The organism is Bifidobacterium choladohabitans, from assembly GCF_016102005.1.
Taxonomy (GTDB): Bacteria; Actinomycetota; Actinomycetes; order Actinomycetales; family Bifidobacteriaceae; genus Bombiscardovia; species Bombiscardovia choladohabitans.
The window spans coordinates 743825-762376 of the sequence record NZ_JACFPL010000001.1 but is presented as its reverse complement, the minus strand read 5'-3'; the positions used below and the strand labels follow the sequence as shown (position 1 = coordinate 762376).

Here is an 18552-nt window from a genome sequence, read left to right as displayed (position 1 = left end):
TGGTTGATTCACCTTTGAGATCAGTCCTTTATCGCACCTGCTGTAACTTCCGCAACGATACGTTTCTGTGCGGCCATGAGCAGTATTGCGGTTGGCACCGAAGTCAGAACAGTTGCAGCCATCAATGGCCCCATTCCGGATTCTGTGCCCTATGAAATTATAGGGACCATCGTGATGGGACGCATGCGGACCCGTCGGAATCCAGCGTTGACGAAATCATGAAGTCAGACCATGCCAAACAATGAGAACAGCGAGGTCGTCACGATGGTTGTGAATATATGCCAATGTGAAGCAGCGTAACGGCGAATGGTACAGCTGCTGTGGAATCCGCAGTGATTGGACCGGCGATGCACGCCAAAAGGCCGAGACGGGGCCATGACCGCAGACCTTGATGATTGGCACGGCAATCGGAGGACCTGGGGACGTTCGGCTTGAGCCAGAGCAAGGCCTAGGACAATCACAGCCTTCCTACCGGTCTCGTGCCTGGGCCGCTCAGTCGATCAGGCCTTCCAGCTGGCGGCGGTTGATCAGGGAGGGGATGACGCCTTCGTGGGCGACGCTGAAGCCCGCGGCCAGATTGGCGATGTGAGCGGCTTTGTCCAGGGGACATCCGCTGCACAGATAGGCGGCCAGGGCGCTGATGAAGGCATCGCTGGCACCGGTGTCATCGATTGCTCGAGTCTCGTGGGCCGGGAAGTCCTTGTGTCCGCTGGCGGTGACCAGGGTGCAGCCGTGCTCGTCCAGGGTGATGATGACCTTGCCCACCCCGCCGTTGATGAACCGTTTCGCCTTGTCTATCACGGATTCTGGTCCTGGTATCAGGGTGTTCAGCTCGTTGAGATTCGGGATCAGGATGTCGATCGAAGCCAGCAGGTCTTCAGGCAGGTGGTCGCAGGATGACGGTTTAACGATGGTGGCGGCCTGGTGGCGCTTGGCCGTTCTGCAGGCCTCGGCGACGGTGTCCATGGGGATTTCTGTCTGGATCAGGCAGTAGCCGGTGTTTCTGAAGATCTGGTCGCGCTGGGTGATGTCGTCCGGTGTCAGGGACTCGTTGGCGCCCGCCACCAGGGAGATCATCGATTCGCCCTTGCTGTCGACGAAGATATAGGCTTTGCCTGTGTCCGCTCCGGTGACCCTGCGCACGCCAGTGGCATCCACATGGGCTTGCCTCATCGTTTTGTAAATGTAGTCCGCGGCCGGATCGCTGCCGACATTGCCGATCAGGGAAACCTGATGTTGCAGCCTGGCCACGCCCACCGCCTGGTTGGTGGCCTTGCCCCCCGGCGTGGAGGCGAAGTTCCTGGTCGTGGTGGTCATACCCGCCTTGGGCAGGCTGGGGGCGGTCAGGTAGGTGTCCACGTTGATGCTGCCGACCACCACGATTTTCTTCCATTGCTGGTCCGGGGGCCGGCCGACGGTCTTCTCGCCGTCCAGGGTGAAGACGTGCTCGAAGGTCTCGCTTGGATCGGACCCATGCTCGATGGAGCGGATGATTCGTCGGCACAGGTAGGCGCCGAAATCGGCATTGCGCATCACGTAGGACGATATCTCCGGGCTGCCCGGGTAGCGCAGATGCACGTTGGTATCGTTCATCAGGGAGACCAGGGAGAGGTCCTGGGGCAGGCGGTAATGCATGGATTCGGCGAATTGAAGGAATTCCAGGGCGTGGTGGTAGTGGGATGCCACGACTCCGGTGACCTGCCGGTTCTCCAGGACCCGGGTCAGGTCCTCACCGATGGTTTCCAGGACCATGTCGGTGTGGTACTGGAGGTTGTGGTCGAACAAGCAGCGACGATAACCGTGCAGGAAGCTCTGGGTCCGTCTGCCCGGTGAGAGCAGGCAGGCGATGCTGGTGTGGTGGCGCTTGATCAGCTCTTCGGTGAGACTGTAAGCAGCCTCCTCGTAGGGCATGAGCGCGGTCCGGTCGTCTCCCAGGGGCCCAATGGTGAGTTCGGGGATCCCTCCTGCCTCGATCCTGCTTTTCAAGGCCAGGCTTGTCTGGTCGATCGGCTCCCAGACCATGCCATCCACCCGATGCTCCAGAGCGGCCAGGATGTTGCGCTCCTCCTGGTCATGATCGCCGTAACTGTTGAAGACCAGGGTGCCATACCCCGACTTCTGTGCCTGCTGGATGATCCCGTCCAAGGTGGAGTCCATGGAGATGGATGACCTCAACAGGACCCCGATTCTCCAGGTGGTGGTGCTGGGCTTGGAGGATCCGTAGGGCGTGTAGTGGTACTTCCTGACCAGTTCGAGGACCCTGTCGCGCGTGGCGGCTGTGATGCTCGCGTCCTTGTGATTCACAATCTTGGAGACCGTCGATGTGGATACGCCGGCAAGCTGAGCAATGTCCTTGATGTTCATGGGGTTTCCTGTCCTCCTCATCTCTGAAGCTCCGGCGAACGGCTTTGTCGACCTGCTGGATCTAGCGAATCAAGCTTACCTGAGGGATCGTCGTCGGAGGTTTCGCATTTGACACCCCATGCGGCTGTTGATAGTCTCTGTCAATGAAAGTTGTTTACTAAAGTGGTTTCTCAAAGCGGTGATGCGGATCTGGCTGTGAGCGACGGTCATCTGCAGAAATCGACATTCAAGGACCAAAGGCGGTACGGATTATGAGCGCGCGATCGTTGTGGAGAGGGATCACTGCGCAGTTCTCGACAAAATCCTTGGTGCTGATACCCATCGCGGTGGGCATCAACCTCATCGGCGGGACCCTGAGCTCCACCCTCAAGTTGCCGCTCTTCCTGGATATGATCGGCACCACGGTCATCGCCTGCCTGTCCGGCCCCTGGGTGGCTGCCCTGTGCGGACTGCTGACCAACGTCTTCCTCGCCTTGGTGGCCAATCCGGTCTATCTGCCCTATGCGCTCTCCAGTGTTCTGTGCGGCCTGGTGATCGGCTACATGGTCAAGGCCGGGCTCTTCAGACGGATATGGGGAGTCGTTCTGGTCTGGCTTGCCTGCGCACTGGTCAACACGGTCACCGCCTCTCTGATCACCGTCTTCGTCTACGGGGGCGCCACCGGAGTCAACGGCACCTCGGTCCTCACAGCTGCACTGGTGGTGGCTGTCAAGAACATCGTCATCTCGGTGCTGTCCTCCTCCATGCTGGAGAATCTGATCGACAAGGGAATCACCGTCCTGATCGCTTATGTGATCGTGCGACGAATCCCCAAACGCTTCCTGAGCCAGTACGCTCTGGATGGCAGCGAGGACCAGGCCGATCTGGACGATTTGGATGACCTGGATGAGGACGAAGACGAGGACGAACGCGAAGCGACTGGGGCGTCCAGTCGGGAGAGTTCGGCACGGCCGGGGAAGATCGACGGCGCGATGGAATCTGAGCGGGACCCATCGACAGGCGACCCAGCGGACTTGGACTGTGAACGTACCCAAAGGTCTGAACGCTGATGCCTGGTCCCGCGTCGAACGGCATTCCTGATTCCCCGCTGGCCCGTATGCATCCCATGGCCAAGATCGCCGGCGTGTGCTCCTTGGGCCTGGCGACCTTGGTCTGGCCGGACTTCACCCTAGGCCTGGGGATCATCGTCATGCTCTTTATCGCAGCGGCTCTGGCTCGGGTGCTTCGGCCCTTCTCCGGCGTCATGCTGGGGTTCGGCATTCCCGTTACGCTCATGCTGCTGTTCATCCAGGGGTGCTACAGCCCGAGGAATACCAGGGTCGTTCTTGACCTGGGATTCGCGCAACTGGGCCTCGAAGGCAGTCTCTATGCGGCCAAAATCGTAGTGACGCTTTTAGTCTTCCTGGGGTCCTTCTACCTGACCAATAAAACTACGTACATGGGTCGTCTGGTTGCGGCTCTGACACAGATTGGCGTTCCATCCAAGATCGGCTACCTGATTCTGGCCAGCCTCAATGTGGTCCCGCAGATGCAGCGCAGGATTGCGGTCATTGAGCAGTCCCAGCATGCACGTGGCCTGGAGACCGGCGGCAGCCTGATTTCCCGGGTGCGGGCCTTCCTGCCCTTGCTTGGGCCGGTTGTCCTTTCTTCCCTGACGGATTCGCAGGAGCGCGGGATGACCCTGGAGACCCGGGGATTCGGCATCCGGGGGGTGCGGCAGACCAGCTACCTTGAGGTGGTCTGGCGGCGCAGTGACACCGTGGTGACCATCCTGTTCACCGTGTTTTTGGTACTGGCCCTGGTGCTCGGTTGCCTCTCGCGCACTGGGCTGATCGCCCTGGCTATCCAGTGGGGAGGTCGGGCATGACCGAGGTCATACGAGTGGACGACTTCTCCTTCAGATACCGTGACGCCGATCGGACCACCTTGAAGCGGGTGAGTTTCAGCGTTGAGCAGGGCAGCTTCTTCTGTATCGTCGGAGCCAACGGGTCGGGCAAATCGACCCTGTGCAACGCCCTGGTCGGTCTGATTCCGCACTATTTCGTAGGCAAATCCAAGGGAAGCGTCAGCATCGAAGACAAGGACGTAGCCACTTCGACCATCGCCGATCTGTCCAGACAGGTGGGCCTGGTCTTTCAGAATCCCTTCAATCAGCTCTCTTATACGGCAGGGACCGTGGCCGAGGAACTGGCCTTCGGACTGGGCAATCATGGGGTTTCACGTGAAACCATGCATGCCAAGGTGGCCCGGATGGCTGCTCTTATGCATATCGAGGACCTGCTCGACAAGAACCCTCTGGAGCTTTCCGGTGGACAGGTGCAGAGGGTAGCCCTGGGCTCGACCTTGATCATGGAACCGGACATCCTGGTTCTGGACGAATGCACGGCCCAGCTGGACCCGCTTGGCAGCGAGGAAATCTTCGACATTGTCAAGCGGCTCAACCAGGAGGGGATCACCGTAGTCATGGTCGATCACGATATGGAGCGGGTCGCCAGATGCGCTGATCAGGTCATGGTCCTGGGGGCAGGCCGGGTCCGCGCTTTGGGTACACCCGAGGAGGTCTTCACTGATCCCGAGGTGGAGAAGTGGGGGATTGACATTCCGGATTATGTCAAGCTTGCCAGGGGTCTGGAGGACGCAGGATTCGATCTGGCAGGTCTGCCCGTACGCGAGGACCAGGCGGTACGCATGATTCGGGAGGCGCTGCGATGAGGATTGACCTGGAGCATCTGGAGTACGTCTACCCGCATGGCCATCGTGCCCTGGACGGAGTGAACCTGACCCTCGAAGGTGATCGGCCCGTGGCGCTGATCGGTCAGAACGGTGCTGGCAAGACCACCCTGGCCAAGCATCTGAACGGCATCATTAGACCGACCGGCGGACGGGTTTTGATTGACGGCGTCGATCTGGCCACGGCGGACACGGCCCAGTGGGCCCGGAAGGTGGGGTACGTCTTTCAGAACCCCGACGATCAGCTCTTTCTGGACAGCGTGCGCAAGGAATTCGAGTTCGGTCCCCGGCAGCTTGGGTTCGACCAGGATCTGATAGAGCGACGCATGGAGCAGGTGGCTGGGTTGGTGGGCCTGGCGGACCGGCTGGACGATCATCCTTTCGACCTGAGCCCCACCGAGAAGAAGTTCTGTGCCATCGGCTCCGTCCTGATGATGGATACGGGTGCTGTGGTTTTCGATGAGCCCACATGCGGACAGGACAAGTTCGGCAATGATCGGCTGGCTGCCATCATCGCCCGTCTGCGGGATCAAGGCAAGCTCTGCATCACGATTTCCCATGACATGAAGTTCGTCACCCGCAACTTCCCCAGGGTTGTGCTCATGCAGCATGGCCGGGTCCTGTTGGATGGCAGTCGCGAGGAGGTCTTCGCCCGGGAGGATGTGCTCAAGCAGGCCTATGTGACACCTCCGCCCATCACCCGTGTGGCCCGGCAGGTCGGCCTGCATGGCCCGGTCTTCACCGTCTCTGCCTTTGTTGATGCAGCCCGGCGGGCCAGAGCAGGGGCAGGAATTTGAGTTTGGATACGACACGAGGAAAAGGAGTGAAGCAATGACCAAACCTCTGATCATCGACACAGACCCCGGCATCGATGATGCTGCGGCCATCACGATGCTGGTCGACGAGCCCGGCTTCGACATCAGACTGATAGCTTCGGTGTCAGGCAATGTGGGCATCGGGCACACCACCAACAATGCCCTGAAGCTGCTGACCTTCCTGGGCAGGCGTATTCCCGTGGCCCGAGGCGCTGCGGCCCCGCTCATGCGAGACAACAGGTTCGCCACCGAAGCCCACGGCAAGTCGGGGATGGGGTCATTCGTCTTTCCCGATCCGGACGACAGCCTGTTGACCGAGAACAATGCGGTCCTGGAGGAGCGGCGGGTGCTCCTGGAGAGCGATGAGCCAGTCACTATCCTGACCCTGGGTCCTCTGACCAACATCGCCCTGCTGTTGGCCACCTTCCCGGAGGTCAAGGACCACATTGATCGGATCGTCATGATGGGAGGCTCCACCGGACGCGGCAACATCGGGGTTTATGGCGAGTTCAACATTTCCGTCGATCCTGAGGCTGCCAAGATGGTCTTCCGCAGTGGGCTGCCTGTGACCATGGTCGGCTTGGACATCGGCCGCAAGGCCCATCTGGTGGCCGGCGACCTGGACGATCTGGACGCAGCCGGCGAAGTGGGCGGTATGGTCGCCTCCCTCTTCCGGTCCTACGATGGCGGACACATCGAGGAGGGGATCAAGATGTATGATCCCTCTGCCGCCATGATCCTGCTCCAGCCCGACCTGTTCACCATGCGCGAGGCCTTTGTGGATGTCGAGATCTCCAGCCCGCTCACCTTGGGCGCCACGGTGGTCGATTACGACGGCATCCTGGGGGGCAAGGCCAACGCCAGTGTCTGCGTGGACGTGGATGTGGACGGATTCCGCTCCGCCTTTGTCGACAGGGTCGGCCGGGTCAGCCGCCAGTAGCTTCCGCATTGAGAAGAACCGAAAGGAAACTAAGGAAAAAATGAGTGAGTCAACTGTCTCCGAGGAGCAGAAGAACGGCATACCCGTTCCCGAGGAGGGGACTCCCGAGTTCGCGAAAATGAACAAGATGGCCCGCGTGGCCATCCCGGTGGTCCTGATCATCTTCACCCTGGGCGTGCTCCAGCAGCAGGCCTTTGGCATGATCTACGTGAACATCGGCAAGCAGCTCAACCAGGCCAATCTGGCTCCGCTGATCACCTCCCTGCCGGGCATCATCCTGGGAATCGTCTGCGTCATCTACGGCTCCCTGGGCGATTTCGTCTCCCTGAAGAAGATGATGATCCTGGGCACGATCGTCTTCGTGCTGGGGTCGATTCTGGGGTGCTTCGGCACTTTCAGCATCTGGATCGTCATCGCGGCCCGCGTGGTGCAGTCGGCCGGCTGGCAGGTTTCCGGATCCATCTTCCTGGTTCTGGTCTCCAAGTATGTGGAGAAGAAGAAGCGCGTGCTCTGGTACGGCGTCTTCGTCGCGGTCTTCCGCTTCGCCGCCGCCCTGGGCGTCTTCCTGGCCGGCTACATGACCCTGCTTGACTGGCGCTGGCTCTTCGGCGTGGGTATCCTGGCCGTCTTCTTCATTCCCGTCCTGGCCAAGAACCTGCCCGACCAGCATGCCGCTGGCGTCAAGATCGACGGAATCGGCTTCACGCTGATCGGACTGTTCGCCGCTTCGGTGACCATGTTCTTCACTGATATCAACTGGGGTTGGGGCATCGCCTGCATCGTGACCCTGGTGGCCTTCCTGGTCTATGTCAACAAGGCCAGCAACCCCTTCATCACTCCGAAGATGCTGACCAACCCGGCCTTCGCCATGACCATGACCGTCATCTTCGTCGGCTACTTCTTCAGCTATACCCTGAACGCCGGCGTCAACGCCATTGGCCTGAACGTCTACGGCATCGACTCCTCCAAGGTCTCCAACCTGCTGGTCTGGTCCATCATCCTGGCCGGCATCATGGGATTCGCTGCCGGGCCGATCATCCAGAAGATCGGGCGCAAGGCTTCGGTCATCCTGGCTCTGGCCTGCATGGGCGGCGGTCTGATCGCCATCGCCTTCCTGATTCCTGCCGGTAAGATCTGGGCCCTGGCTGTGGCGCCCTGCATCTACTACTTCGGCACCTCCTTCTTCTACCAGCCCATCGTTGACACCGCGACCCTGACCGTGGCTCCTGAGGAGTCCGGGCGCGTGCTCGGCTTCAACGACCTCCTGCAGGCCATCACCGGCTCCATCGGCGTTGCCCTCTTCGGCCAGCTCATGGCCAACGGATCCATGGGTTCGGGCAGCCTGGCCGGCACTGCGCAGGGCCTGGCTTCGACCTACGCCAATGTCTTCATGATCGGCGGCGTGATCATCCTGCTGGGCTTGGTGCTCTTCATCTGCTCCATGAAGATGATCTACAGCCACTCCCGCGTGGCTGAGGATGAGGACTGATCTTCTAAGCTGCTAATTGAGAGAACCGGGTCCCGGGTTTGCCCCTGGCCCGGTTCTTTTGATATGAAAGTATGGGATGGAACTGCGAGCAGGACTTTCGCGACATCGCGGATTGAGTTTCTGCTGCTCCACAGCGACCCCGTCATCGTAGCCGGTCAGGACATCTCGCTGCGTCCCTGACGCCAATACCCCATGAAAGAGACGTTGCGCCGGTCCATTCCCCGGTCTCTGACCAGCATGCGCCTCAGTTCGCGGACGGTGGCTGCCTCCCCCGCAATCCAGGCGTATAGGTCGTCGGAATGAATGGAGGCATCCGCCTGGGCGGCATTGGCAGTCTCCCAGAGCAGCTCTTTGTCGATATCGATCTCTGTGAATTCCTTGGAAGATTTAGCGGCCGTAGCCGATATAGACGAATGGATTGGCAGGTCCTCCAAGAGGCTGCGCATGGCTTTGATAAGGGCATGTCCATGCCCGGATTCGTCGCAGGTAGTCCATATGACGCGGATTCCTTCGTGCTCGGGCAGCGGAAGACGATCCTCTTCGGTCGGGATCTCGATCACCGCCGCCCCGTCGCCCTGCCAGTGGTCCCGGATCAGGCTGTCCATTATGGCGGCGATGGCCGGTACCGCCGTTTCGTCGCCCACCAGGAGAAGATGCCTGGATTGGCCTGGGTAAAAGTCCATCCCCGCGACCGGACCTCCTGCCTGTGCGTTGGGACCGATGATGATGGCTTGGTCGCCAGGTCTGGCAGCCTCTGCGAAGGCTCCTGCAGGTCCGGCATGATCGTGGATGACGAAGTCCACATCTATTTGCTCGCTCTCGGGTCTGACCTTGCGAACCGTATAGGTGCGCAGAGGATTGCGGCTCTCTGCGGGCAGGGTCCTCCACTGTTGGTACCAGGCAAGCGGATCTTCAGGGGTCGCCTCGAAGAAGGAAGGGGGCGGCACGGATCCGTCGGGGAGAGGCAAGAGGATTTTGATTCGCTCATCGTAGCCCGCGTCTGCAAAAATCCTCAGATCCGGTCCCTGGAAGACGATCCGCTTGAAGTGGGGCGAGAGCGTTTCCGCTCTGGCTACGGAGACACGGAAGGGAATCAAGGGTACAGGATGATTGGTGGCTTGTTGTTCCATGGCTGGCTCTCTTTCGGTTGGGGTTTATGGGTTGACCGTGGTGTCGGGCTGTAGGCGCTCGGGTTGTGGTGGTTTGAGACTTTGTGGTTTGAGGTTTTGCGGTTCGGGAGGTCGGGGTTGGGGACGTTGGGGTAAGCGATGTGGGGAGCGGGACGAGAGGTTTTACATCATTGGACTATCTGGTGTCATCCTGCCGAGTCATCCCAGTGTACGTGTGCATTACAAGCCCCGCCAGAGTGGGCTTGGAGACTATGGAGGGGTGCCGGGGTCATCAAGGGGGCGCCGGTGGTCCCATCGGTCACCACGGTGGATGCGATGTCGAATACCTTGCTGACCAGGTTCTCGGTCATGACCTCATCGGGAGCGCCCAAAGCGACCCTCCTGCCATCCTTGATGGCCAGGATCCAATCTGAATATCTGGCGGCCATGTTCAGGTCGTGGAGAACCATGACCACTGTGACTCCCTCCTGCCTGTTCAGGGTGCTCAGCAGGTCAAGTACCTCAAGCTGGTAGGCGATGTCGAGATAAGTGGTCGGTTCGTCAAGAAGGAGTATGTCGGTCTGCTGGGCCAGGGTCAAGGCGATCCAGGCGCGCTGGCGTTGGCCTCCGGACAGACGGTCGATTGGGCATCCAGCCATATCGGTCAGTCCGGTCAGGGCAAGGGCCCGTTCCACCGCCTTTTCATCCTTGGTCGTCCACCGCTCGACGAAGTGGTGGTGGGGGTATCGGCCGCGAGCGACCAGATCGGCGATGGTGATGCCTGCGGGTGCTGACGGGTTCTGCGGCAGTAACCCCAGAATCGTTGCAACCTTGCGGGTGGGCATGTTGGTGATGGGCTCTCCGTCCAGCATGACGGCCCCCGAGGCAGGTTTCAGTATCCTGGCCATGGCCTTGAGGAAGGTTGATTTTCCGCACCCGTTGGGTCCGATGATGGACCCCATCGTGTGTGGGGGTATATCCAGACTCAGGTCCTCGATGACCGTACGCCCGCCATAGGTGAGGCGAAGGTGCGAGGCGGTCAGCCTATGTGAGCTGCTCCAGGAGTCGCCTGCTGGGGGTGATGCCATGATGTTCAGAGCTCCTGTCTGCGGGTCATGAGGACCATGATCGCGATGAGGACGGGTCCGCCCACAATGCTGGTGACGATGCCGACCGGCACCTGGGTCGTGGGCAGATGCTGGGCGACGATGTCCGACCCAAGAACCAGGCAACCTCCCACCAGACCCGACTGGATAAGGGCCGATGCTCCCCGACCGACCAGGACCGTGGCGATGGGGCCGGAGAGGAACGAAACGAAGGAGATGGGACCAGTGGTCGCCGTTGCGACGGCCAGGAGCAGCACACCCACGATGATCACCTCGAACTGGACACGGCTTACCCTGACTCCCAGTCCGGCGGCCATCTCAGGTCCCAGCTGTAGGGTGCTGACATTCCTGTCGAGTGCCAACAAGAGCATGGTGCCGACCAGGGTTGCTGCTGCCAGTATCGGCAGATCGGTCCACTGGGCATCGGCCAGGCTGCCCGTCAGCCATCGGGTTGCTGTCTGGATGTCCCATTGGTCGCTGCGGATCATCAGCCAGGAGCCCAGCGCGTTGAACCCTGCGGCCACTCCGATGCCGATCAGTATCAGCCGGGTCGGATCAAACGAACCGCGCCAGGCAAGTGCCATGACCAGGAGGGCTGTCAGGAGACCTCCCATGACCGCCAGGCAGGCCAGTGGCATGCCCGACAGACCCAATATGACAATGCCGAAGATCGCGGCCGTGTTGGCTCCGTCCGTAATGCCGATGATGTCCGGACTGGCCATCATGTTGCGCAGGAGATGCTGAAAACCAGTCCCGGCCATGCCGAACGCCATGCCGGCGACACAGCCGATCAGCGTCCGGGGCATGCGCAGCTGGAGAATCACGAATCTGGTGCCTTCGTCTGACCGCCCCCAAACCGCTCCAATCAGGTCGTTCATGGAGTATGCGCGGTGCCCCAGAACCAGGTCGGACAGCGCGAGAGCAACCAGGAGCAGCACAAGCAGAATGGTGACTGCCAGTGAACGAACGGTATGGGTCCGTCGTATCCGTTGCAGGTCGGTCATCGCATCGGGTTTACCCGAATCATGCAGGAGGCAAGCATCCATGCCTATACCTCTGCGGTTCTTCTGCGCCAGGCCAGAATCACGAACACGGGAGCCCCAATCAGTGCCGTGACGATGCCGACCTCCACATCGGATGGACGGGTGATTATCCTGCCCACCACGTCGGCGCCAACCACCAGGAGGGGGCCGATGAGGATGCTCAGGGCCATGATTCGCCTGTAGTCGGGGCCTATGAGCAGTCGTGCCACATGGGGGACCACCAACCCGACGAAGCCGATTGGACCCGCCAGTGCCGTACAGGAGGCGCAGAGGAGTATCGCCGCAAGCCAGGCCAGGCTGCGGACACGTCCGACGTGCATGCCCAGTCCCTCAGCCATCTGGTCCCCCAGGGTCAAGGCGTTGATTCCGGGTGTCAGGCAGAAGGCGAGTATCAGTCCAAGAGCAAGAAGAGGGATGACCGGCATCATGAGGTCGAACCGGGCGCCCGAGATTCCGCCCACCTGCCAGAAGCGATATGAGCTGATGACATTGACACGCGGCAGGAGGATGGCGGAGGTAAGGGACCCCAGTACCGAGCTGATCACGACACCGGCCAGGGTCAGCCGCAGTGGAGAGGGGCCGGATGGGCCCAGGGAGCCTATGGCCCAGACGACCAGCGCGGTTGTTGCACTGCCCAGCAGTCCCACCCAGACATACTGGGCCGGGGTCGATAGGGAGAAGAAGGCCATGTAGCAGACGATCGCCAGGGCCGCCCCCGTATTGAACCCCAGGATCGACGGGTCCGCCAGTGGATTGCGAGATATGCCCTGCATCAGGGTCCCGGCCACCCCGAGCCCGGCACCGACCAGGAGGCCGAGGACGGTGCGGGGGATTCTCAGGCGGATGGCCGAGACCGCGATGTCATCCGAGGAGGCGGACAGGGCATGGAGGATGTCGGAAGGACTGACGGAACGGGAGCCGAAGACCAGGGACAGGGCGCAGACCATGACCAGGCAGGCCGCCAGGATCAGCTCGGGCAAGACCATGGATCCGGTTCCCTTGCCATGCATGACGGCCTGCCGAGTGTCAGGGCGCGGTGTCATTGCTGGTTGCATATCGGCACCCCTTATCCCTCTTTCATCCCCTCACCTGATGCCTGAATCAGACCTTGGAGGCAGCCTCGCCCAGAAGTCCGGCGTAGGTGTCGGTCGTCTTCTGGATGGACAGGGCAGAGGGGTCGAGGGCATTGGCCATCTCGCTGTCATTGTCGATGACCACGACGGACCCGCGCTCAACTGCGGGAATCTTGGAAAGAAGGGGGTCCTTGCGCATCGCTTCAAGCAGGTCGGGGGTGCCGTAGGTGACGATGATGTCGACGTCCTTGTATCTGTCGGCGTGCTCGGAGGAGATCTCCTTGTAGAAGTCCTTGGTGCTCTTGGTATCCTCCTTAATGGATTCCGGAGTCTCCAGGCCCAGGTCGTTCAGGAATTGCGGCCGGGCGTCGGAGGTGGTGTAGACGCTGAACTTGGAGAGCTTGGAGGCATCGAAGTACATGACTGCCGCGGTCTTCCCCTTGATGGCCGAGTTGGCCTCGGCTGCCTTTGCGATGCGCTCCTCCAGGTCGGCTATCAGATTCTTGCCCTTTTCGGGTTCTCCGATGGCCTGGGCGGTGGCGGTGATGACCTTGCGCCAGGGGTCGCCCCAGGCAACCTTCTGGTATGCGATGGTGGGCGCGATCCTGCTCAAGGTGTCGTACTGCTTCTTGGTCATGCCGGAGAGCAGGCCGATGATCAGATCGGGCTTGGATGCGGCGATGGCCTCGACATCGATACTGTCTGATTCGTCATGCAGCTTGGGCATATCCGCCTTGTCCACATGCATTTCGTCCAAGGCATCCTTGGTCCAGGTCAGGTATCCGCCATCCACGGTCTTGCCGAAGGCGTTCTTCTGGATACTGACCGGCACAACTCCCAGGGCCAGGAGATTGTCGGGAGTGGCCCATCCGACGGTGGCGATGCGCTTGGGCTTGGAGGGTATGGAGGTGGTGCCGTAGACGTGATCGATCTTGACGGGGAAGGAGCCTTGCCCTTCCGTGGCCTTTGACTCGCTGGACGGACCTGCCTGCGAGTCCGATCCGCAGGCACCCAGGAAGAACAGGGCGCTTGCCAGCACCAGGATGACTGCGATAGTGCGCTTGAATAGAGTGAGGGAGAGGAGTGGTCGAATGTGCATGTGGTTCCTTTGATCGTGCTGTCTAATTGGCATGGTGCACCAGAGCCAGGTACCAGATGTAGCATCGGCACGATGGGAAGAAAAGAGTTGATTTCCTTGGTTGCTTGTGTTAAATGAATCATTCGCAAAGACAATAGGCGAATACCGACCGAATATATCTGTGATCAAGAGCATGGATATTCTAATGAACGTGGGGCTCTTCGTTACTCCGTATATGATTTCCAATCACTTCAGTGTGACTTAGAGAAATGCTGACGGATCCTACAGAGATTCCAGGTGGAAAATCAATGGGAACGGTGCTCGGCGGGAAGGATATGCCGCCGAGCACCGTCGAATATCAAGGTCTTTCAGGAAGGTTGAACTTTAACTGTGTCCCAGGTCCACAAAGCGTTCAAAGAAGGATACAAGCTTATCTATCACTCGCTGTTTCTGCTCCTGGTATCCGCCGGTTGGTGTGAACCTGGAGGTGGGCGGCATGATCTGAGTGATGGCGGTGCCGCCTGTCTGTAGGTCCCCGTTTTCGAAGGCTTGATGCATGAACCGCTCTGTGGATTCAGGTTTCAGATGCTCTTCGTCAATAATGCTGGTGAGCTCCTTTTGCTGCTGCTGAGAAATGAACTGTTGCCATTGTTCCTCCACTGTTCCGGTTATGGAGACGGTGTCCACAAACCGCTCAATCAGATCGCGCTTGTCGCGCAAGGTGGGGCTGGCGCTTACCGCTTTAGTTATAGTGGTGCGTAGTTCTTTGTCTTCGCCGCTGCTGTGATTCTTGCGGTACTTGTCGACCAGCATAAGGATGTAATCGACATTGATTTCAACTTGCTTGACCAGTTCGATTTCAAAGTTCAGATCATCATTAATGGTCTCTCTGTCAGCTTTCTTCTTGCTCCGATAATCGGCATATAGATCCAGGTAAATGTCTAGGTAGTCCTGGTATTGCATGGCCGAGAGTATTTCGTGGCCCTCGAATTCATCGAAGCTATCGAGTATGTTCTTACGGCTTAGAATGTCGCCAAACAGGATAATAAAATCCTTCTGTGCTTCTTCACCAGTTATTTGTCTGCCTGTTGGATAGGATTCAAGCAGTTGCGTGACTTTGACCTGATACTGGTCATAATAGTAACGATATGGTTTTAGTACTGCGGTGCCCTGAACATCTTTGTTGCCATATAATTCCAGAGCTTCGTTGGTCTGCTGTTCCAGATTTCTGAAAGAGACGATGTTGCCATAGGTTTTTATGGAGTTTAGTATTCTGTTTGTGCGCGAGAAGGCCTGAATCAGCCCGTGCATTCTCAGATCTTTGTCGACAAAGAGAGTGTTAAGTGTAGTGGCATCGAAGCCTGTCAAAAACATGTTCACTACAATGACCATGTCAATCTCGCGGTTTTTCAGCCGCATGGATAGGTCCTTATAGTAGTTTTGGAACTTGTCAGCACTGGTGTCGTAGCTCGTATGGAACATGTCGTTGTAATCAGCGATCACGTCTTCTAAAAAGTCTCTATCTTCGTTGTCCAAGTAATCCGTTGTGAAATCTTCATCATCTAATATCCCATCGGATTGAGCTCTATTGGGCGAATATGAATAAATCATCCCAATCTTGAGTCGTTGGTCAGGCGCCAGATCAGCTTGTTGGTGCTGGAATTCGATGTAGTAACGCTTGGCGGCTTCTATGGACGCTGTGGCAAAGAGAGCGTTGAATCCTTTCACTCGCCGTGGCTTCTTGATTTCTTCAGTTCCGCGAGGGGATTTCACTACTTCGGCAACATTGGTTACCGTCGTATGCTGATAGCTGTCTTGTCGGCGTGTTTTCTGTGCGAAGTGTTCAAGTGTGTATTTGACTATCTGATAGATACGGCGATTATCCAGCAAGGCTCGTTCAGTATCGATTCCTGAGACCTTATCGTCGGTTACATTACCGACCTCTACACTGTTTAGATAATCGATCCGGAAGGGCAGGACATTCTTGTCTCGGATAGCGTCAACGATGGTATAAGTATGCAATCTATCGCCGAAGACTTGTTCGGTAGTTCTCAACTGCGAGTTACCTTCGGATTGCGTATTCGCTGCGAAGATTGGGGTTCCGGTGAAGCCAAAAAGATTGTATTTCTTGAAGGAGTCCGTAATGAGGCTGTGCATGCCGCCGAATTGGGACCGATGACATTCGTCAAAAATAATAACGACATGCTGCTGATAAACAGGATGTCCAGGATTATTCTGGACAAAGTTTGACAGCTTTTGGATGGTGGTGATGATGATGCGGGCATCAGGGTCCTCCAGCTGTCGTTTTAGGATTTTGGTGGAAGTATTCGAATTAGCTGCGCCCTTCTCGAAGTTGTCATATTCCCTCATGGTCTGGTAATCAAGATCCTTGCGATCAACTACGAAAAGCACCTTGTCCACATCTTCCATCTGTGTGGCTAACTGGGCGGTTTTGAAGCTCGTGAGGGTCTTGCCGGAGCCGGTGGTATGCCATATGTATCCACCGGCTCTGACCGTTCCCAGCGTATGAGCATTGGTCGAGACTAATATCCTTCGCAGGATTTGTTCCGTAGCCGCAATTTGGTAGGGCCTCATCACCATCAATGTTCCATCTACTGTAAGAACACAGTAGCGTGTCAGGATATTTAGAATAGTGTGCTTGGCAAAGAATGTGCGGGTGAATGCTCTTAGATCCAATATCGGTTCGTTGGTGGCATCAGCCCAAAAGCTAGTAAACTCATAGCTGTTCGAGGTCTGGCGCCTGGTCCTTCTCTTCTTGCTTTGATACCCTATCTGGGCAATGTGTCTCTGACGTGTGGTATTGGAATAGTACTTAGTTAAAGTTCCATTGCTGATGACAAACAGCTGCACATACTCGAACAAGCCGGAATCAGCCCAAAAAGATTCGCGCTGATATCGGTTTATTTGATTGAAGGCTTCACGGATACTAACACCTCGGCGTTTGAGCTCTATGTGGACCAGTGGCAGGCCATTAACTAAAATAGTCACGTCGTACCTGTTCGAATATGTGGTACTGCCGCCCTGGGCCTCACTGGGGACTGCATATTGGTTGATCACCTGGAGCACGTTGTTGTGAATATCCTTTTTGTCAATCAAAGCGATGTTCTTAGTACTACCGTCGTCACGGCGAAGTGCCTGGACATAATCTTTCTGTATACGGTATGTTTTCTCGGCGATACCATCGTTGCTGTTGGAGATGGAGGTTGTGAAGAACTGATCCCATTCCTGGTCGGTGAATTTGATGTGATTCAGATCTTCAAGTCTGGATCGGAGATTTTCAATAAGATCCCGTTCAGTATGTATTTGTACATATTCGTATGCCTGGGATTCAAGGAGTTGAATAAAATCTCGTTCAAGATCCGCTTCAGACTGGTATCCGGCTTTGTCAGAGTTTGGTGCCTCGTATCTTGCGATGACTGTGCTTTCCTCGGACATAGCGATAGGACTGTATGCAGATGCGTCTAAGTTACTCATGCGTGTAACTCCCTAAAAGTCAAAAGTTGATTACGGTAATACTCATACTGTTTATGGCGAGCTTCGATTTCGTCTAGAAGTGATGTGGTTGATCGATTAATCAGGGAATGAAACTGTTCAAGTGTTGATGCGATGGCTGCTTGTCTTTCAAGCGACGGAACGGGAACTAATATTCTGGCCATATTTTTGCCCGAGACGCGGCGCACTTTGGTGCCGGTAATAAAAGGAACTTTCTGCTTTTGGAATATGGAACTTGAGAAAAGAAAGGCAGCATATAACGGATTAAGTCGATGTCTGAATATATAAGCATCTCCACTGACCGCGGCGCTCTCCTGGCCCATCCAAGCTATGGCCTTGCAAACATCCTGATCATTTTCACTTGTTGTAGCTATCACAAGATCGCCGGGCTTTGCTTGACGTAATTTCATTGCAAGTGAGTCCGATATAAATGATTTGGTTGTTGTGGTTTCAATGTCATAATCTGTATAGATTTGCCCGTAGTGGATGCAACTGTGTCCGGTGGTAGTGAAGTCTTTTTTTTGCAATCCCTGACCACGGATAAACGTACCAACCTTTCCTAAAGGAATGGTTCCCACCAATTTAGATTCTCTGATGAATATTGAATCTTTGTAATGTGCATATTGGAGTAATCGTGCATCAAGTTCCTTTTCTAATTCATTCTCTAGCTCATTTTCAAGGGAAGTGAATGATTCTAGAATCCGTACAATAGCTTTTTGCACAGGCATCGGAGGAATAGGAAAACGGAATTGCCTAAATTTAGACATAATCACACTAGAAAAGCTGGATGTCGTTGTATTCTTCATGCACCATTTATCAAGTATGAACCCGTAGTAATAAGCAAATTTCATGTCGATCATTTTTCGGAATTTTGGTTTCAAAGTTAAAGAGGTAAATCGCTGATTTGAAAGATACGGTACAGTAATCAGCGCGTGTGCTCCTATTGTCGCGCTGGTTGCGACAATTAGAGAATTAGCAGGGAATACCGTCCCGCCTTTTATTGCTGTTCGGGAAACAGATTGGATCGCATGGTCCAATACTCCTCCGTTTTTCCGGATGTCTTCCATGCGAAACCATGGGACTGTATCGGTTCCATTCCAATAGTCAGGATTTGACTTCGAAGGGGTATACCCATTGCGAAGGGTAAAGATTTCATCAATTGAATAAAAGGGTACTTCCTCGGAGCGTTTTTCTTGAATCAATTGCGTATCTGTAGTCATATTTAAACCTTGCTGCTTGTCTAAGTGCGCAAATTTTGAAGCTTGTTTTAATGCCATGACTAGTAATTCACT

13 protein-coding genes and 1 pseudogene are annotated in these 18552 nt (G+C 56.7%); 6 read left to right on the top strand and 8 right to left on the bottom strand.

The window, feature by feature from the left end:
- Nucleotides 1–492 precede the first annotated feature (492 nt).
- Nucleotides 493–2364: a PfkB family carbohydrate kinase gene (locus tag H3S97_RS03190; protein ID WP_198219590.1), complete on the bottom strand. Its 1872-nt coding sequence runs from the start codon at nucleotides 2362–2364 to the stop codon at nucleotides 493–495.
- Between the two features lie 251 nt (nucleotides 2365–2615).
- Here H3S97_RS03190 and H3S97_RS03185 point away from each other — a divergent pair.
- The 6 genes and pseudogenes from H3S97_RS03185 to H3S97_RS03160 all read left to right on the top strand — a co-directional run.
- Nucleotides 2616–3266 (top strand): annotated as a pseudogene (locus H3S97_RS03185) (ECF transporter S component); the annotation flags it as partial.
- A gap of 146 nt (nucleotides 3267–3412) precedes the next feature.
- Nucleotides 3413–4231, top strand: coding sequence for an energy-coupling factor transporter transmembrane component T (locus H3S97_RS03180; RefSeq protein WP_198219588.1), 819 nt, complete (start codon nucleotides 3413–3415; stop codon nucleotides 4229–4231).
- Nucleotides 4228–5076 carry an energy-coupling factor ABC transporter ATP-binding protein gene (locus H3S97_RS03175; protein ID WP_198177136.1) on the top strand — a complete coding sequence of 283 codons (849 nt, stop codon included), beginning with the start codon at nucleotides 4228–4230 and terminating at the stop codon, nucleotides 5074–5076. Before H3S97_RS03180 ends, H3S97_RS03175 begins: the two co-directional genes overlap by 4 nt.
- Nucleotides 5073–5891, top strand: coding sequence for an energy-coupling factor ABC transporter ATP-binding protein (locus H3S97_RS03170; RefSeq protein ID WP_198219587.1), 819 nt, complete (start codon nucleotides 5073–5075; stop codon nucleotides 5889–5891). The genes H3S97_RS03175 and H3S97_RS03170 overlap by 4 nt, the downstream gene beginning before the upstream one ends.
- A gap of 34 nt (nucleotides 5892–5925) precedes the next feature.
- Nucleotides 5926–6849: a nucleoside hydrolase gene (locus H3S97_RS03165; RefSeq protein ID WP_198177138.1), complete on the top strand. Its 924-nt coding sequence runs from the start codon at nucleotides 5926–5928 to the stop codon at nucleotides 6847–6849.
- Nucleotides 6850–6889: 40 nt separating this feature from the next.
- Complete coding sequence (locus H3S97_RS03160; protein ID WP_154312948.1) at nucleotides 6890–8338, top strand: MFS transporter; 1449 nt, start codon at nucleotides 6890–6892, stop codon at nucleotides 8336–8338.
- Nucleotides 8339–8493: 155 nt separating this feature from the next.
- On the opposite strand, the gene H3S97_RS03155 is transcribed toward H3S97_RS03160, so the two are convergent.
- The 7 genes from H3S97_RS03155 to H3S97_RS03125 form a co-directional block, all read right to left on the bottom strand.
- Entirely contained in the window at nucleotides 8494–9468 is a 975-nt protein-coding gene (locus H3S97_RS03155) for a siderophore-interacting protein (protein WP_198219586.1), read from the bottom strand.
- Nucleotides 9469–9653: 185 nt separating this feature from the next.
- Nucleotides 9654–10535, bottom strand: coding sequence for an ABC transporter ATP-binding protein (locus tag H3S97_RS03150; RefSeq protein WP_198219585.1), 882 nt, complete (start codon nucleotides 10533–10535; stop codon nucleotides 9654–9656).
- Between the two features lie 5 nt (nucleotides 10536–10540).
- Nucleotides 10541–11599: a FecCD family ABC transporter permease gene (locus tag H3S97_RS03145; RefSeq protein ID WP_198219584.1), complete on the bottom strand. Its 1059-nt coding sequence runs from the start codon at nucleotides 11597–11599 to the stop codon at nucleotides 10541–10543.
- A gap of 2 nt (nucleotides 11600–11601) precedes the next feature.
- Complete coding sequence (locus H3S97_RS03140; RefSeq protein ID WP_198219583.1) at nucleotides 11602–12651, bottom strand: FecCD family ABC transporter permease; 1050 nt, start codon at nucleotides 12649–12651, stop codon at nucleotides 11602–11604.
- Between the two features lie 46 nt (nucleotides 12652–12697).
- Nucleotides 12698–13768, bottom strand: a complete 1071-nt coding sequence (locus H3S97_RS03135) for an iron-siderophore ABC transporter substrate-binding protein (RefSeq protein ID WP_198219582.1) — start codon at nucleotides 13766–13768, stop codon at nucleotides 12698–12700.
- A gap of 363 nt (nucleotides 13769–14131) precedes the next feature.
- Complete coding sequence (locus tag H3S97_RS03130) at nucleotides 14132–17242, bottom strand: type I restriction endonuclease subunit R (protein ID WP_232356222.1); 3111 nt, start codon at nucleotides 17240–17242, stop codon at nucleotides 14132–14134.
- A complete protein-coding gene (locus tag H3S97_RS03125; protein ID WP_198219581.1) occupies nucleotides 17239–18537 on the bottom strand; it encodes a restriction endonuclease subunit S in 1299 nt (432 codons plus the stop codon). The genes H3S97_RS03130 and H3S97_RS03125 overlap by 4 nt, the downstream gene beginning before the upstream one ends.
- Between the last annotated feature and the right edge of the window lie 15 nt (nucleotides 18538–18552).